The organism is Streptomyces sp. NPDC101151, from assembly GCF_044768335.1.
Classification (GTDB): domain Bacteria; phylum Actinomycetota; class Actinomycetes; order Streptomycetales; family Streptomycetaceae; genus Streptomyces.
The window spans coordinates 1-14,903 of sequence record NZ_JBIWPP010000005.1 but is presented as its reverse complement, the minus strand read 5'-3'; the positions used below and the strand labels follow the sequence as shown (position 1 = coordinate 14,903).

15 protein-coding genes are annotated in these 14,903 nt (G+C 71.3%); 10 read left to right on the top strand and 5 right to left on the bottom strand.

From position 1 onward, the window contains the following. The first annotated feature begins 205 nt into the window (after positions 1-205). A complete protein-coding gene (locus ACIRU3_RS10905) occupies positions 206-1,249 on the top strand; it encodes a LuxR C-terminal-related transcriptional regulator (protein WP_404054504.1) in 1,044 nt (347 codons plus the stop codon). On the opposite strand, the gene ACIRU3_RS10900 is transcribed toward ACIRU3_RS10905, so the two are convergent. Genes ACIRU3_RS10900 through ACIRU3_RS10890 form a run of 3 tightly spaced genes read right to left on the bottom strand, consistent with a single transcriptional unit; the run spans position 1,212 to position 4,165 of the window. Continuing rightward, positions 1,212-2,192, bottom strand: a complete 981-nt coding sequence (locus ACIRU3_RS10900) for a helix-turn-helix transcriptional regulator (protein ID WP_404054501.1) — start codon at positions 2,190-2,192, stop codon at positions 1,212-1,214. The two genes, ACIRU3_RS10905 and ACIRU3_RS10900, sit on opposite strands and share 38 nt — an antisense overlap. After that, positions 2,189-3,196, bottom strand: a complete 1,008-nt coding sequence (locus tag ACIRU3_RS10895; protein ID WP_404054499.1) for a helix-turn-helix transcriptional regulator — start codon at positions 3,194-3,196, stop codon at positions 2,189-2,191. The genes ACIRU3_RS10900 and ACIRU3_RS10895 overlap by 4 nt, the downstream gene beginning before the upstream one ends. Positions 3,197-3,217: 21 nt before the next feature. After that, entirely contained in the window at positions 3,218-4,165 is a 948-nt protein-coding gene (locus ACIRU3_RS10890; protein ID WP_404054496.1) for a helix-turn-helix transcriptional regulator, read from the bottom strand. Between the two features lie 170 nt (positions 4,166-4,335). Between ACIRU3_RS10890 and ACIRU3_RS10885 the strand changes: the two genes are divergently transcribed. Then, positions 4,336-4,521, top strand: a complete 186-nt coding sequence (locus tag ACIRU3_RS10885) for a hypothetical protein (protein WP_404054493.1) — start codon at positions 4,336-4,338, stop codon at positions 4,519-4,521. 6 nt (positions 4,522-4,527) lie between these two features. Next, a complete protein-coding gene (locus ACIRU3_RS10880; protein WP_404054489.1) occupies positions 4,528-4,863 on the top strand; it encodes a hypothetical protein in 336 nt (111 codons plus the stop codon). A 157-nt stretch (positions 4,864-5,020) separates the two neighbouring features. On the opposite strand, the gene ACIRU3_RS10875 is transcribed toward ACIRU3_RS10880, so the two are convergent. Continuing rightward, positions 5,021-5,434, bottom strand: coding sequence for a pyridoxamine 5'-phosphate oxidase family protein (locus tag ACIRU3_RS10875; protein ID WP_404054486.1), 414 nt, complete (start codon positions 5,432-5,434; stop codon positions 5,021-5,023). Between the two features lie 134 nt (positions 5,435-5,568). On the opposite strand from ACIRU3_RS10875, the gene clpB reads away from it, so the two are divergent. Further along, positions 5,569-8,166, top strand: a complete 2,598-nt coding sequence (clpB, locus tag ACIRU3_RS10870; protein ID WP_404054483.1) for an ATP-dependent chaperone ClpB — start codon at positions 5,569-5,571, stop codon at positions 8,164-8,166. 206 nt (positions 8,167-8,372) lie between these two features. Next, positions 8,373-8,903, top strand: coding sequence for a YbjN domain-containing protein (locus ACIRU3_RS10865; protein ID WP_404054481.1), 531 nt, complete (start codon positions 8,373-8,375; stop codon positions 8,901-8,903). Positions 8,904-8,944: 41 nt separating this feature from the next. Here the strand turns inward: ACIRU3_RS10865 and ACIRU3_RS10860 are convergent, their stop codons facing one another. Next, entirely contained in the window at positions 8,945-10,138 is a 1,194-nt protein-coding gene (locus tag ACIRU3_RS10860) for a pyridoxal phosphate-dependent aminotransferase (protein WP_404054478.1), read from the bottom strand. 223 nt (positions 10,139-10,361) lie between these two features. Between ACIRU3_RS10860 and ACIRU3_RS10855 the strand changes: the two genes are divergently transcribed. From ACIRU3_RS10855 to ACIRU3_RS10835, 5 genes are all read left to right on the top strand, one after another. Beyond that, on the top strand, positions 10,362-10,610 hold the full coding sequence (locus ACIRU3_RS10855) for an SCO4226 family nickel-binding protein (RefSeq protein ID WP_404054475.1): 249 nt from the start codon (positions 10,362-10,364) through the stop codon (positions 10,608-10,610). A gap of 323 nt (positions 10,611-10,933) precedes the next feature. Then, entirely contained in the window at positions 10,934-11,209 is a 276-nt protein-coding gene (locus tag ACIRU3_RS10850) for a hypothetical protein (protein ID WP_404054472.1), read from the top strand. Between the two features lie 314 nt (positions 11,210-11,523). Then, entirely contained in the window at positions 11,524-12,048 is a 525-nt protein-coding gene (locus ACIRU3_RS10845) for a DUF2617 family protein (RefSeq protein ID WP_404054469.1), read from the top strand. Positions 12,049-12,283: 235 nt separating this feature from the next. Further along, complete coding sequence (locus ACIRU3_RS10840) at positions 12,284-13,921, top strand: polyamine aminopropyltransferase (RefSeq protein ID WP_404054466.1); 1,638 nt, start codon at positions 12,284-12,286, stop codon at positions 13,919-13,921. 58 nt (positions 13,922-13,979) lie between these two features. Then, on the top strand, positions 13,980-14,783 hold the full coding sequence (locus ACIRU3_RS10835; RefSeq protein WP_404054464.1) for an SRPBCC family protein: 804 nt from the start codon (positions 13,980-13,982) through the stop codon (positions 14,781-14,783). Positions 14,784-14,903 lie beyond the last annotated feature (120 nt).

Sequence of the window (14,903 nt, the reverse complement as noted above, 5' to 3'; positions counted from 1 at the left end):
CGGGGGAAGCGGGATCAACGATGCCCCGGTGGTGTTCCCGCCACCACCATCAGCTTGTTGCAATGCGACGGGCGGAGGCCGGACGATACCACCGCAGAACCGCGCTTTTCGACGCCCACGGCAGACGGAGCCGTGTTGCGGACCCGGTCCCGGCCGCGCATAGTTGCGCTGCGGAAGTGGCAGCAAACCGGGGGTGGAATGGGCGATGGCCGGGCACGGAACGGGTGAGCATCCACACGGTGCCGACCGACTGTGCGGGGCCGGGGACCGCGTGTACTCCCGGGCCGTACGCCGGGGACGGGTGCCGCGCACGGACGCGGAGCCGGTGCCCTGTCTGCTGGAACTGGCCCTGCTGCACCCGGATCCCGACGACATGGACTGGCTGGTGCCGACCTCCCCGCAGGAGGTCATGACCCGGCTGCTGCGCGGGGTCTACGACGAGGTCAGGGAGAGCCAGCGGCGGGTGGGCTCGGCGGTGGCCGCGTTCGAGTGGTACGCCGGTCTGGGCCGGCAGCTGCAGGCGCTGTCGGTGCCGGGCGAGGGAACGGCCATCCGCGTGCTGGACGGACTCTCCCGCATCCAGGCCGCGATGGACGAGGCCACCGAGGCGTGCACCACCGAGGTGCTGACCGTGCAGCCGGGCGGCATCCGGCGCGAGGCCGAGCTGACCGAGGGACTGCACCGGGCGCTGGCGCTGCGCGGCCGGGGCGTGCGGATGCGCGACCTGTACACGCATGTGGCCCGGCACGGGCAGGGGCTGCTCAACTACCTGGAGCTGATGGGTGACGCGGTCGAGGCCCGCACCCTGGACGAGGTCATCGACCGGCTGATCCTCTTCGACCGCACGGTCGCCTTCATCCCCGCCAACACCGACCGCACGATGGCCCTTGAGCTGCGCCACCCGGCCCTGGTCGAGTATCTGGTGACGGTCTTCGAGCGGCTGTGGCGGCTCGCCCTGCCGCTGACCGCCCCGCTGCCCGACACCGGCATCGAGGGCATCTCGCACCGCGAGCGGTCCATCGCCGCGCTGCTCGCGGAGGGCCACCAGGACGCGGTGATCGCCGAGCGGCTCGGCATCAGCGTCCGTACCTGCCGGGCCCACATCGCCCGCCTGTCGGACACCCTCGGTGCGGCGAGTCGTACCCAACTGGGCGTGCGCATCGCCCAGGTGGGCCTGGACGGGCTCCCGCAGGCCGGCCCGCCGGCCGCGCTCAGGGTTCCTGATCAAGAATCCCCGAGCGTGCGATGAGGTAGCCGAGCTGGGCGCGGCTCTCGCTGCCGAGGGTGGCGGTGAGTCTGGCGATGTGGACGCGGGCGGTGCGGACGTTCATGCCGAGCCGGTCGGCGACGGCGGTGTCGGTGTGGCCCTCCACGAGGAGGGCGGCGATGGCGCGCTGGCGCGGGGTGATGCCGTGGAGGGAAGGGCGCTGGACGGCTTCGGGGTACATCGGGGTGGCCAGCCGCCACAGCCGGTCGAAGGCCGTCACGAAGAACCGGAGCAGGGCCGGGTGCCGTACCTCCAGGGCGAGCCGGCCGTCCTCGTCGGCCGGGATGAAGGCGACCGTGTGGTCGATCACGATGAGCCGGCCCGGCAGCTCGTCCAGGGTGCGCGCCTGCGCCTCCCCGCGCAGCTCCTCGTACCGGGCGTGGACGAGCGGCAGATGGCGCTGGGTGTGCTGGTAGAGGGTGCGGATACGGCCGCCCCGGTCCAGCAGCGCCTGGTCGCGGTCCATGGCCACCACCTGTGCCTTCCGGCCGCGCTCGGTGCCGTACTGGACGTTCGGCTGGATGCAGAGCAGCTCGCGGGCCGCCTGGCCCATGGCGTCGCCGATGGCCCCGTTGATGCGTTCCGTGCCGCTCAGGACGCGCAGGGTGGGGGTGTCCGTGTGCGTACGGTGCCCGGTCTCGACGCGCATCAGCGGCTCGAACAGCTCCACCAGCCGGTCCTCGCGGCGGCGTTCCTCGGCGATGCGGGCGCGGGAGCCGCGCAGCAGGTGGCTCAGCAGGGCGGCGGGCGCGACGGGTTCGAGCCGGCCGAGGTCGTCGACGGCCGGGTGCAGCAGCCCGAGGTCGGTCAGGCACGGGGCGTCCGCCGCGTCCGCCGCGCTGATACGGCCCTCCCGCAGCGCCTGCTCGTACCGCTCGGCGCCCGTCGCGCACAGGTCCTCGATCCCGTGCTCGCGGTGGTTCACCGGGTCGTCTCCTCCAGCTCGAGTATCCCCGACCGCGCTATCAGGAAGCCGAGTTGGACCCTGCTCCCGCTGCCGAGGGTGGCGGCGAGCTTGGCGATGTGGTCGCGGGCGGTGCGCACGTTCATGCCGAGGCGGTCCGCGATCACGGCGTCGGTGTGCCCTTCGACCAGCAGCCGGGCGATGGCCCGTTGCCGGGGCGTGACGCCGTTCAGGGTGGGGCGCCGTACCGGCTGCGGGTACATCGGCGTCGCCAGCCGCCACAGCCGCTCGAAGGTGGTCGCGAAGTACGTGACCAGCGCCGGGTGGCGGACCTCCAGGGCGAGCCTGCCGTCGTCGTCGGCCGGGATGAAGGCCACCGTGCGGTCCATGACGAGGAGCCGGTCGGTCAGCTCGTCCAGGCAGCGGGCCTCGGTGTCGCCCACGAGGCGTTCGCTGTACGCGTGGACGGTCGGCAGATGGACCACGGTGTGCTGGAAGAGCGTGCGGATGCGGCCGCCCCGGTCGAGCAGTCTCTGGTCGCGGTCGTAGGCGACATCGTGGGCGGTCTCGCCGCGCGGGCCGACGAGACCGGTGTGCGACTGGACGGCCAGAACCTCCCGGTGCGCCTCCTCCATGGCCTCGGTGATGGCCTGGTTGATCCGCTGGGTGCCGCTGTGCAGGCGCAGCATCGGGGTGTCGGCGCCGGCTCCGGTGCCGGCGGCCGGCGGTCCGCCCGTCCGCAGCAGCGGCTCCAGACGTTCCACCAGCCGCTCCTCGCGCCGGTACTCGTCGGCGATCCGGGCCCGGGAGCCGCGCAGCAGCCGGGGCAGGGCGACGGAGGGTGCCACCGGGCGCAGACGGTCGGCGTTCTCGACGTCCGGCCGCAGGAGTCCCGCGTCGGCGAGACAGGGCAGCGCGGCGGCGTCGCGGGCCGGGACGTGGCCCTCACGCAGCGCGCGCGAGTAGAGCTCCAGACCCGCCTCGCACAGCTCCTCCGGTCCGTGGTGGTGCGCTCTTGCGGTCACGGGTGGCTCTCCCCCTGCGGCTCAGGGCTCCTGCTTCAGGATTCCGGACTGGGCTATGAGAAATCCGAGTTGAGCCCGGCTGCCGCTGCCCAGCGCCTGCGCGAGCTTGGCGATGTGGGCCCGGCAGGTGCGGACGTTCATGCCGAGGCGGCGGGCGATGGCCTCGTCGACGTGCCCCTCGACCAGGAGCTTGGCGATGGAGTGCTGGATGTCGGTGATGCCGTCGGGGGCCGTTTCGTAGGGAGCGCCGGCACTCAGCGGTACCGCGCGGTCCCACATGAACTCGAACACCTTGATCAGATAGCTGACCAGGCCGGGGTGGCGGAGCTCCAGAGCCACCTGACGGTCGTCCCGGATGGGGATGAACGCCACGGCCTCGTCGCAGACGATGAGCCGCTCCACGAGTTCGTCGATGGTGCGGTACTCCACCTTGCCGTTGGTGAACTGGTCCACGTAGGCAAGCCGGTCGGGGCTGTACCGGGCGGTGTGCTGGTACAGGGTCCGGATCCGCACCCCGCGCTCGATCAGCGGCTTGTCCCGTTCGAGGCCCTCGATGAGCCGGTGTTCGGGGCGGCGCCGGCCGCTCGGCTGCACCGTGAGCATCTCCGTCCGGCACTGGGAGGTGGCCAGGTCCAGTGCCGCGTTGATCCGGTCGAGCCCCTCCAGGACGGTGATCGAGTGGGTCGGCGCGCTCTCCTGGGCACTGAGTGCCATGAACGGCTCGAAGGCGTCGGCCAGAGCCACGGACATCCGGCGCCGGTCGCTGATCTCCCGCTCCAGGGGGTGGAGCCGCTGGGCGAGGGCCACCGCGGGCGGGACGGGGCGCAGCCAGTTGGCGTCGTCCGGATCGGGGTGGAGAAGGGCGAACTCCATCAGGCAAGGAGCGGCCTCGGCGTCGGACCGTGCGATGCGACCGGTGCGCAGTGCCGTCGCATAGAGACGGTTGCCTTCGTCACATAGCTCGGTCATCGCGTGGGGATGTGCCGCCTTAGTCCCATTTGTTGCCAAATCTCCACCCCCCAGGGTCCTGAACGTGCAGGAACATGATGCACCGATCGTGTGGTCATGACGTGCCCGAATGAGCCATCGTCTTACACGACGGGGGAAGAGGGGACCTTCAAGTGAGGACGAAGCCGACTATGCGTAAGAGAATGCTTCGCTCGGTGCTTGTCGCCGCCTTCTCCGCCGTTGTGGCCTTCGGAACGCTGGCCGGCCTCTCCGGTGCGCAGGGTGACGGCCACAAGACGAGTGGTACTCGGACCACGGGGACGGTGGCTGTCGGCGTCGAGACTCCGGTCAGCATGGACGACAGTGTCTGGGACTGACTGACTATGACTACTCCACCAGACGACCGCTCCTTCCGACGCGAAATGGCCACCGCCTACCGCTCGGGCTGGCACTTCATCGACCTGGTCACCGCCATCCCCCACAGTGGTGACTCGTTGATGGTGACGGTGTTCGGCGAGCCGGTCGTCGTCACCCGGGACGACGACGAGGACGTCAGGGCCTACCGGTGCCTGCGCAAGCCCCGCGGGGCGCCGCAGCCGGTACGGTGCGCCGTCCGGTACGGCATGATCTTTGTGAACCTGGACCAACGTGACCACCGGCTGGCAGAACCGGAGATCGCGGACTTGAGGACCATTTCGGCCACCCCCCGCAGTGCCTGACGCGATTCCCCCGTCGTAAAAGATCGCTCAGGTGCTTCCCCCCGCAGCGGCGTCACCGTGACCTGAACACGGTGACGCCGCTGCAGTTTGTGCCGACATTTCGGGACGTGCGAGCGCTTTCACGGTGGCCGAAAACCAACCGGGTGACCGCCCCGTTCTAGCCATGGCCGAGCGCCCGCTCCAGCTCGATCTCGATCACCACCCGGGAGGGGTTCTCCCGGGGCTCCCGGTGGTACCGCTCGGCGTACCGCCGCTCCGCCTCCGCCACCCGCTCCGGCTCGGTGCGCACCCGCGCCCGGCCCTCCAGCGTGGCCCAGCGCCGGCCGTCCACCTGGCACACCGCGACCCGCGCGCCCTCGGGTCCGGCCGCCAGGACGTGGGCCACCTTCGCGCTCGTCCGGTTCGTGATCACCCTGGCCAGCCGTGCCTCGGGGTCGTACGTCACCCCGACCGGCACCACGTGCGGGCTGCCGTCGGGCCGCAGCGTGGTCAGCGTGCACAGGTGCCGTTCCCGCCAGAAGGCGAGGTACGGCTCGTCGGGGGCGGCGGGGTCCTGGGAATGCGTGGGCATGGCCCGAACCTAGCTGCAGGATCCTGCAACCCGTACTCCTACCTTGAGCGGAACGGACTCAACTTTGTGTACGCTGGTCAAGTCAGCAGTGGGAGCTGTGGCCGACGAGCCGACGCCTGGAGGAGAACGCGAACGTGGACGCCGAGCTGACCAACAGGAGCCGGGACGCGATCAACGCGGCCGGCAACCGGGCCGTGACCGAGGGGCACCCGGACCTCACGCCTGCTCACCTGCTCCTCGCGCTGCTCGCGGGGCAGGAGAACGAGAACATCACCGACCTGCTGGCCGCCGTCGAGGCCGACCAGGTCGCGGTACGCTCCGGCGCGGAGCGGGTGCTCGCCTCGCTGCCCAGCGTGACCGGCTCCACCGTCGCGCCCCCGCAGCCGAACCGCGAGCTGCTCGCCGTCATCGCCGACGCCACCGAGCGGGCGAAGGCACTCGGTGACGAGTACCTGTCCACCGAGCACCTGCTGATCGGCATCGCCGCGAAGGGCGGTGCGGCCGGCGAGGTGCTCCAGCGGCAGGGCGCGGACGCCAAGAAGCTCGAGGAGGCCTTCGGCAAGGCCAGGGGAGGACGTCGCGTGACCACCGCCGACCCCGAGGGTCAGTACAAGGCCCTGGAGAAGTTCGGCACCGACTTCACCGCCGCCGCCCGGGAGGGCCGGCTGGACCCGGTCATCGGACGGGACCAGGAGATCCGGCGGGTCGTACAGGTGCTGAGCCGTCGTACCAAGAACAACCCCGTCCTCATCGGTGAGCCCGGCGTCGGCAAGACCGCCGTGGTCGAGGGGCTCGCCCAGCGGATCGTGAAGGGGGACGTGCCGGAGTCGCTGAAGGACAAGCGGCTGGTCTCCCTCGACCTCGGTGCGATGGTGGCCGGTGCCAAGTACCGCGGTGAGTTCGAGGAGCGGCTGAAGGCCGTGCTCGCCGAGATCAAGGGCTCCGACGGGCAGATCATCACCTTCATCGACGAGCTGCACACCGTCGTGGGCGCCGGTGCCGGCGGGGACTCCGCCATGGACGCGGGCAACATGCTCAAGCCGATGCTGGCCCGCGGTGAGCTGCGCATGGTCGGCGCCACCACGCTGGACGAGTACCGGGAGCGGATCGAGAAGGACGCCGCACTGGAGCGCCGCTTCCAGCAGGTGCTGGTGGCGGAGCCCACGGTCGAGGACACGATCGCGATCCTGCGCGGACTCAAGGGCCGCTACGAGGCGCACCACAAGGTGCAGATCGCGGACAGCGCGCTGGTCGCCGCCGCCACCCTGTCCGACCGGTACATCACCTCCCGCTTCCTGCCGGACAAGGCCATCGACCTCGTCGACGAGGCGGCCTCCCGCCTGCGCATGGAGATCGACTCGTCCCCCGTCGAGATCGACGAACTCCAGCGCGCCGTCGACCGGTTGAAGATGGAGGAGCTGGCGATCGCCAAGGAGACCGACCCGGCCTCCCGCGAACGCCTGGAGAAACTGCGCCGCGACCTCGCCGACAAGGAGGAGGAGCTGCGCGGTCTGACCGCCCGCTGGGAGAAGGAGAAGCAGTCCCTCAATCGGGTCGGCGAGCTGAAGGAGAAGCTGGACGAGCTGCGCGGCCAGGCCGAACGCGCCCAGCGCGACGGCGACTTCGACACCGCGGCCAAGCTGCTGTACGGCGAGATGCCGCAGCTGGAGAAGGAGCTGGAGGCCGCGTCCGAGGCCGAGGAGGAGGCCGCCCGGGACACCATGGTCAAGGAGGAGGTCGGCTCCGACGACATCGCCGACGTCGTCGCCGCCTGGACCGGCATCCCGGCCGGCCGCCTGATGGAGGGCGAGACGCAGAAGCTGCTGCGCATGGAGGAGGAGCTGGGCCGTCGGCTCATCGGCCAGAGCGAGGCGGTCCAGGCCGTGTCGGACGCGGTGCGGCGCTCGCGGGCAGGTATCGCCGACCCCGACCGGCCGACCGGTTCCTTCCTCTTCCTCGGCCCGACCGGTGTCGGCAAGACGGAACTCGCCAAGGCACTCGCGGACTTCCTCTTCGACGACGAGCGGGCCATGGTCCGCATCGACATGTCGGAGTACAGCGAGAAGCACAGCGTGGCCCGGCTGGTCGGCGCGCCCCCCGGCTACGTCGGCTACGAGGAGGGCGGCCAGCTCACCGAGGCGGTGCGGCGGCGCCCGTACAGCGTCGTCCTGCTCGACGAGGTGGAGAAGGCGCACCCCGAGGTCTTCGACATCCTTCTGCAGGTGCTGGACGACGGCCGCCTGACGGACGGTCAGGGCCGTACGGTCGACTTCCGCAACACCATCCTGGTGCTCACCTCCAACCTGGGCAGCCAGTTCCTGGTCGACCCGACGACCGGTGAGACGGAGAAGAGGGAGCAGGTCCTGGAGGTCGTACGGACCTCCTTCAAGCCGGAGTTCCTCAACCGGCTCGACGATCTGGTGGTCTTCACGGCACTGAACAAGGCCGAGCTGGAGCGGATCGCCCAGCTGCAGATCGAGCGTCTGGGCAGGCGGCTGGCCGAGCGGCGCCTCGCCCTGGACGTCACCCCTCAGGCGCTGGCGTGGCTCGCCGAGGAGGGCCTGGACCCGGCCTACGGCGCCCGCCCGCTGCGCCGCCTCGTGCAGACCGCGATCGGCGACCGCCTCGCCAAGGAGATCCTCTCCGGCGAGATCAAGGACGGCGACACGGTCCGCGTGGACCGCTTCGGCGAGGGTCTGATCGTGGGTCCGGCGACCGGAAAGACGCTGTGATCGAGTACGCTCCGGCCCGGGCCCGCAGCCACCGCCCCGGCCGTGTGGTGCGCATGCCCGCATCGTCGCTCACCGTGGGCGCACACCACGTTCTTCCGTAGTCCCGGCGCCGTTTCTTCAGCCCACGGCTGACAGGCGGTGCGGGGTTGCCATCCCCCGCCCCTTCTGGGGGAGGATGGCGGAATCCGCATGAAGGGAAATACACGGTGACCATCGACCCGTCCTCGATTCCGAACTTCGGGGGCCAGCCCGAACCGCAGCCCCAAGGGCCGGCGGGCCCCGTCGTCCCGGATCAGGACCTCGTGAAGCAGCTCCTCGACCAGATGGAGCTGAAGTACGTCGTCGACGAGGAGGGTGACCTCGCCGCGCCGTGGGAGCAGTTCCGCACCTACTTCATGTTCCGCGGGGAGGCCGAGCAGGCCGTCTTCTCGGTGCGGACCTTCTACGACCGTCCGCACAAGATCGACGAGAAGATCCAGCTGCTGGAGTCCATCGACGACTGGAACCGCCGCACGCTGTGGCCCAAGGTGTACACCCACACCCATGACGACGGCACCGTCCGCCTCATCGGTGAGGCCCAGATGCTGATCGGCACCGGCGTCGACCTCAACCACTTCGTCTCCTCCACGGTCAGCTGGGTGCGGGCCGCGATCGAGTTCGACAAGTGGCTGGTCGAGCAGCTCGGACTGGAAGAGGACGTCGACGACTCGGAGCAGCCCGAGGAAGACGGGGAGTAGGCGAGCCCGGCCGGGTCCGGGGGCCACGCCCCCGGACCAGCTCACATGTGCCGCAACCGCTCCGCCGCCTCCCGCAGGACCTCCTCCCGCTTGCAGAAGGCGAACCGCACGAACGGCGCTCCCGCCTCGCGGTCGTCGTAGAAGACCGCGTTGGGAACGGCCACCACGCCCGCCCGCTCCGGCAGCGCACGGCAGAACGCGAAGCCGTCCTTCTCGCCGAGCGGGCGGATGTCGGTGGTGATGAAGTAGGTGCCGGCTGTCCCGAAGACCTCGAAGCCGGCCTCGGCCAGCCCCTCGGCGAGGATGTCCCGGCGCGTGCGCATGTCCCGGCGGAAACCGTCGAAGTAGGAGTCGGGCAGCGCCAGGGCCTCCGCCACGGCGTACTGGAAGGGGCCCGAGGAGACGTACGTCAGGAACTGCTTCACCGCGCGGACCGCGGTCACCAGCTCCGGCGCCGCCGTCACCCAGCCGACCTTCCAGCCGGTGAAGGAGAAGGTCTTCCCGGCCGAGCCGATCGTCACCGTCCGCTCCCGCATCCCCGGGAACGTGGCCAGCGGCAGGTGCTCGGCGTCGTCGAAGACCAGGTGCTCGTAGACCTCGTCCGTCACCACCAGCAGATCCCGCTCCACCGCCAGCTCGGCGATCGCGGCCAGCTCCGCGCGCGTGAGGACCGTACCGGTGGGGTTGTGCGGGGTGTTGATCAGCAGCAGCCGGGTGCGGTCGGTGACCGCCGCACGCAGCTCGTCCAGGTCCAGCCGGAAGCGAGCCCCTCCTTCGGAGTACGGGCGCAGCGTCACCGGCACGCGCTTGCCACCCGCCATCGCGATGCACGCCGCGTAGGAGTCGTAGTACGGCTCAAGGGCCACGACCTCGTCGCCCGGCTCCAGCAGCGCCAGCAGCGAGGCCGCGATCGCCTCCGTCGCGCCCGCCGTGACCAGCACCTCGGTGTCGGGGTCGTACGACAGTCCGTAGCGGCGCAGCTGGTGCGCGGCGATCGCGGTGCGCAGCTCGGGGATGCCCGGGCCCGGCGGGTACTGGTTGCCGCGCCCGTCGCGCAGCGCGCGTACGGCGGCCTCCCGTACCTCCTCGGGGCCGTCCGTGTCCGGGAACCCCTGGCCCAGGTTGATCGAACCCGTCGACACGGCGAGGGCGGACATCTCGGCGAAGATCGTCGTCCCGAACGCGGCGAGACGGCGGTTGAGGTGCGGGCGCGCGGTGGAGGTCATGCCGGTCATCCTCCGCCCAGGATCCGGGGTTCCTCAACTCACCTTTTCGGATGAGCACCTGCGCCGGTACCCGAAGTGCCGTCGTCGGCGGCTCGGCGTCGGTGGAGCTCCGCTGCTGGGCCGGGCTGCACGGTCGCTGTCGCGGCCGTACAGGCACACGATGGACATGACGGAGTTGGCAGGCGACTCGGCCATGCGCCGGGACGCGACAGCCGGAAGGAGGCGCGACGCCATGCCCCAGTTCATGGATGTCCACCACGGGATGAAGGGCATCACGGCCGACCAGCTGATGCAGGCACACAGGGCCGACCTCGCCATCGAGGAGGAAGAAGGCGTCCACTTCGAGAAGGCCTGGGCGGATCCGGAGTCCGGCACGGTCTACTGCCTCTCCGAGGCCCCCACGGCCGAAGCGGTCCAGCGCATCCACGAACGCGCTGGTCACCTGGCCGACGAGATCCACCCGGTCCCCCTGACCGTGTGACCACAGAGCGCGTATGCGGATGGGGGGGGCTGAGCCAGGGAGACGGTGACCTGCGCGTTCCCGGGGCGCTCGCCGCTGTACCCCGGCGGTCGCCTCTCGGTCGGGCACGTTCGGGCACCGATGACGGCCCGGTAAGGTGCGGACGGCCCCCGACCTGCCCTTCTGTGCAGGTCAGGGGCCATTTCCCCGAGGGAACCCTCTGAAGTTCCTCAACTCTGCTTTGACGGCCGAAACGGCGGGGCATCCCCCGTTCACCGCACAAGAGGCGGCAACAGTCGAGGCGTCCACGGGGGCCGCTTCGGGGGAAGAAAGAAGGTGACGCCATGGGCACCGTCTTCATCGTCGTGGTGGTCGTGATCCTCTTCGTGGCGATCGTCGCGGCCGTGGTCGGCAAAGGGCGAGGGGGCGGCTCGTCGTCCTCGGCCTCGGGTGGCGGGAGCAGCTGGTGGGCCGGGGGAGACGGCGGCTCGTCGTCCGGCCACCACTCGGGCGGTCACCACTCCTGCGGGGGTGGCCACTCCTCGTGCGGCGGGGGTTCCTCGTGCGGCGGGGGTTCCTCGTGCGGTGGCGGGGGTGGATGCGGCGGCGGAGGCAGCTGACACGGGGCAGCTGAGCTTCCCGCTCCTGGGCGCCCGCCGGACGAGGGTATTCCGGTGGGCGCCCGACCGTTTCGTCCGCACGCCCCGCGCACGCCGTAGTTGAACAGTTGAACTGTGGAGCCCCCTGAGGGATGGAAACCCCACGAAGTTGGGTAAAAACGCTGTGGCGGAGCCACTCTTCATGATTCCCTCTAAATCACCAACGCAGCCCCTCGGACGTCCCTCAGACTCCCCTCCCCGGCCGGGCCGGCTGGGATGACCGGGCTGACATGGCCGATCTCCCCCCATCTTTTGCGTGTTAGCGGAGCCGATCCATGCTCACGACCCTGAACACCTCCTACACCGATACGCGCGCTGCCGACCTCGCCTGGGCACTCGGACGCGAGCCGCTCCCCGCCCTGGCCATCCTCGATCTGGAACTGACCGGAGCAAAGCTGCAGTTGAGACTGCTCGGTGCATCCCACCAGGTACTGCTGGACGAGAAGCGGGGCAGCTGTTCGGAGACGGTCGCGTGCATCCCCGGGTCCAGCACGCCGCTGCCGCTGGGTGTCGCCAAGCGCGTCGGCGACTGGGAGTACGAGTTCGCGGCGCGCGTCGAGGTGCTCACACCGGGCTCGTTCGCAGGCCGCGCCCAGGAGCTGCTGGCCCTCGTCTCGGACCACCCCCACGGTCTGGCCGGTGTCTTCCCGGGCAGCCCGTACGCCTTCACCGCGATGCTCGCCCAGCGGCACGAGGGCCAGGTGCACTGGCGCACCTGGCACGCCTACCCGCAGGACGGGCAGCTGGTGGCCACGCGGACACGGGTCGGGGCGCGGGTGTCGGTTGCCCGACCAGGCTAGGACCTGTCCTCACCTTCCCTTCTGCCCCGCGACGCCCGGCACGCTCCCCCAGCGGGGGTACCCCCACTCGCCGCACCCCGGAGCACGCACCGGACGCCGCGGGGCCACCCGTCGGGCGACGACGGGAATGTGACGACAGGCCCTGGGGAGACATAAACCCGCAGGGCGTCAACTGCCCCGAGTTCCACACGTGTGGGTGACGAAGCGTACCGAGCATGTGACGTAACGTCGCAGCGTGATCGATCCGCACGCCCCCGCTCCCCCGGGTGCCCCGCCCTGGACAGGCCCCGCACGGCTGCCGGTCCGGCCCGGCACCGGGCGGTTCCTGGTCCTCGTGTGCGTCTTCGTCTGCGCGGCCTGTGGACTCGTGTACGAACTCGAACTCGTCGCGTTCGCCTCGTACTTGATCGGCGACTCGGTCACCCAGGCCTCCGTCGTGCTGTCCGTGATGGTCTTCGCCATGGGCATCGGCTCCCTCGCCGCCAAGCGGCTGCGCTGGCACGCGGCCGTCGGCTTCGGCGCGATCGAGACCGCCCTCGCGCTGGTCGGCGGCTGCAGCGCGATGGCGCTGTACGCCGTCTTCGCCTGGACCGGCGGCTGGGGCGGGGTGTGGGCCGGTGGCCCGCGCTGTCTCCTGGTCGCCTTCTCCCTCGCCATCGGCCTGCTCGTCGGCGCCGAAGTCCCCCTGCTGATGGAGCTGATCCAGCGCATCCGCCGCCAGGACGCGGGCGGGGCGGTGGCCGACCTGTTCGCGGCGGACTACGTCGGCGCGCTGGTCGGCGGACTCGCCTTCCCCTTTCTTCTCCTGCCCTTCCTCGGCCAGTTGACCGGCGCCCTGCTCACCGGCACGGTCAACGTGGTCGCCGGCGGCGCCCTCGTCCTCGGCCTGTTCCGCCGCGACCTGACCCGCCGCGCCCGCTGGACCCTGCTGCTCGTCGGGCTCGTCGTCCTCGGCGTCCTCGCCTCGGCGGCGGCCCTGTCCGACGATTTCGAACGCGCCGCCCGGCACGCGGTGTACGGCAGGGACGTCCGGGTCGCCGTGCAGACCGACGTCCAGGAGGTCGTTCTCGCCGGCGGCACCCACGGCCGCCCCCTCGATCTCTTCCTCGACGGCCGGCTGCGCGTCGGCGGCCGCGACGAACGCCGCTACCACGAGGCGCTGGTCCACCCCGCGATGACCGGTCCGCACGCCCGCGTGCTCATCCTCGGCGGCGGCGACGGCCTGGCCGCCCGCGAGGTCCTGCGCTACCGGGACGTGCGCAGCGTCGACCTCGTCGAGCTCGACGCGGGCCTGATCGGCCTGGCCCGCCACGACCCCGGCCTGTCCGCCCTCAACGCCCACGCCTACGACGACCCTCGCGTCCACCCCACGACCGCGGACGCGCTCACCTGGCTGCGCCGGGCACCCCGGGCGGCGTACGACGTCGTGATCGCTGACCTGCCCGACCCCGGCATCACGGCCAGCACCAAGCTGTACTCGCAGGAGTTCTACGGCCTCGCCCGCCGCGTCCTGGCCGCCGACGGCCGTCTGGTGGTGCACCCCGGCCCGCTGTCCACCCGGCCCCGCGTCTTCTGGACGGTGACGTCGACCCTGGCCGCGTCCGGCTTCGCCACCTGCCCCTACCGGGTCCTCGGCCGCGGCTCCGGCTTCCCGGCCGGCCCCGACCGCGCTGCGGGAGCGTCCCGGTCCCCGCACGACTGGGGCTTCCTGCTGGCAGCGCCGGCCGCCTCGGCACCACCGCTGCGCCTGGACCCCCGGGGGCCACGGCCGCGCACCCTGACACCGGGCGGCCTGGCGGCGGACGCGAGGGCGGCGGAACGCACCCGGATCGGGGGACTGCCGGCGTCGACCCTGGTGCATCCGCGTTATTGACGAGCCACCCCTTCGGGGGAGGGTACGTTCCGGCCACACCTGGGTAGGCTCAGCCGACATGGAGTACCAGGTCTTCGTTCCGGTTCCGGCCGACCGGCTCACAGAGGCCCTCGCCGACCCCGCACGGGTGGCGCGGGCGGTCCCCGGGCTCCAGCAGGACGCCGGTGCCCAACCCGTCGCCGGGCGGCTGAAGTTGCGCGTCGGCGGCCACTCCGTCACCTACCGCGGAGCCGTCCGTGTCACGCCTCGCGAGGACGGCACGTACGCCGTCGAGGGCGACGCCACCGAGGCCCGCGGCACCGGGAGCGTCAAACTCGCCCTCACCCTGCGCCTCACCGGCACCGAGGACGGCACGACCGTCACGGTCGAGGGCACGGCGGACGCGGACGGACGCATCGCGGAACTCCCGGCGGACGCGGTGAGTTCGGCGCTGAACCGGCTGCTCGACCGTTTCGTGGAGAGCTTGGCGCAGAGCCCGGAGGAGAAGGAATCCGAGCCGGAACCCGAGCCGGAACCCGAGCCCGGGCACACCTCCGTCTTCGACACCGAGGTCCCTCCGCCCTCCCTGGACCCCGGCGCGGACGACACCGGGGCCGGGTCGGCGGCGCAGGCCGAGTACACCGCCGCCGACGGTTCCACGGACTCGGGCGAGCCGCCCGCCGAGGCCGCGCACGCGCGCCGCACGATGATCGGCCGCAGCGCCGAGGAGGTCGACCACGCCCCGCCGCGCGGCCGCTACGCCCCCGTCCCGGCCCCCCAGACCGTCGCCGGAAACCAGGTCCTGCGCTGGGCGGCCCCCGCGGCAGCCCTGGCCCTGGCCTCCGCGATCGTCCTGGGCCGCGCCTTGCGCAAGCGGCGCTAGGGCCTGATCCGCCGGCCAGGCCCTAAGAACTCCTATCGGAATGACTTCAGGCGTCGCCAGCAGATGAGTGCGCATCCGAGAGTGAGGAACGCTTCGTGGATGTCGTCGCGGATCTCCCAG

Bases quoted from the DNA above. Each gene is read 5' to 3' on its own strand.
- ACIRU3_RS10890 (WP_404054496.1), bottom strand. From the start codon at position 4,165: ATGACCGAGCTATGTGACGAAGGCAACCGTCTCTATGCGACGGCACTG.
- ACIRU3_RS10905 (WP_404054504.1), top strand. From the start codon at position 206: ATGGCCGGGCACGGAACGGGTGAGCATCCACACGGTGCCGACCGACTG.
- ACIRU3_RS10880 (WP_404054489.1), top strand. From the start codon at position 4,528: ATGACTACTCCACCAGACGACCGCTCCTTCCGACGCGAAATGGCCACC.
- ACIRU3_RS10885 (WP_404054493.1), top strand. From the start codon at position 4,336: ATGCGTAAGAGAATGCTTCGCTCGGTGCTTGTCGCCGCCTTCTCCGCC.
- ACIRU3_RS10855 (WP_404054475.1), top strand. From the start codon at position 10,362: ATGCCCCAGTTCATGGATGTCCACCACGGGATGAAGGGCATCACGGCC.
- ACIRU3_RS10860 (WP_404054478.1), bottom strand. From the start codon at position 10,138: ATGACCGGCATGACCTCCACCGCGCGCCCGCACCTCAACCGCCGTCTC.
- ACIRU3_RS10875 (WP_404054486.1), bottom strand. From the start codon at position 5,434: ATGCCCACGCATTCCCAGGACCCCGCCGCCCCCGACGAGCCGTACCTC.
- ACIRU3_RS10845 (WP_404054469.1), top strand. From the start codon at position 11,524: ATGCTCACGACCCTGAACACCTCCTACACCGATACGCGCGCTGCCGAC.
- ACIRU3_RS10850 (WP_404054472.1), top strand. From the start codon at position 10,934: ATGGGCACCGTCTTCATCGTCGTGGTGGTCGTGATCCTCTTCGTGGCG.
- ACIRU3_RS10835 (WP_404054464.1), top strand. From the start codon at position 13,980: ATGGAGTACCAGGTCTTCGTTCCGGTTCCGGCCGACCGGCTCACAGAG.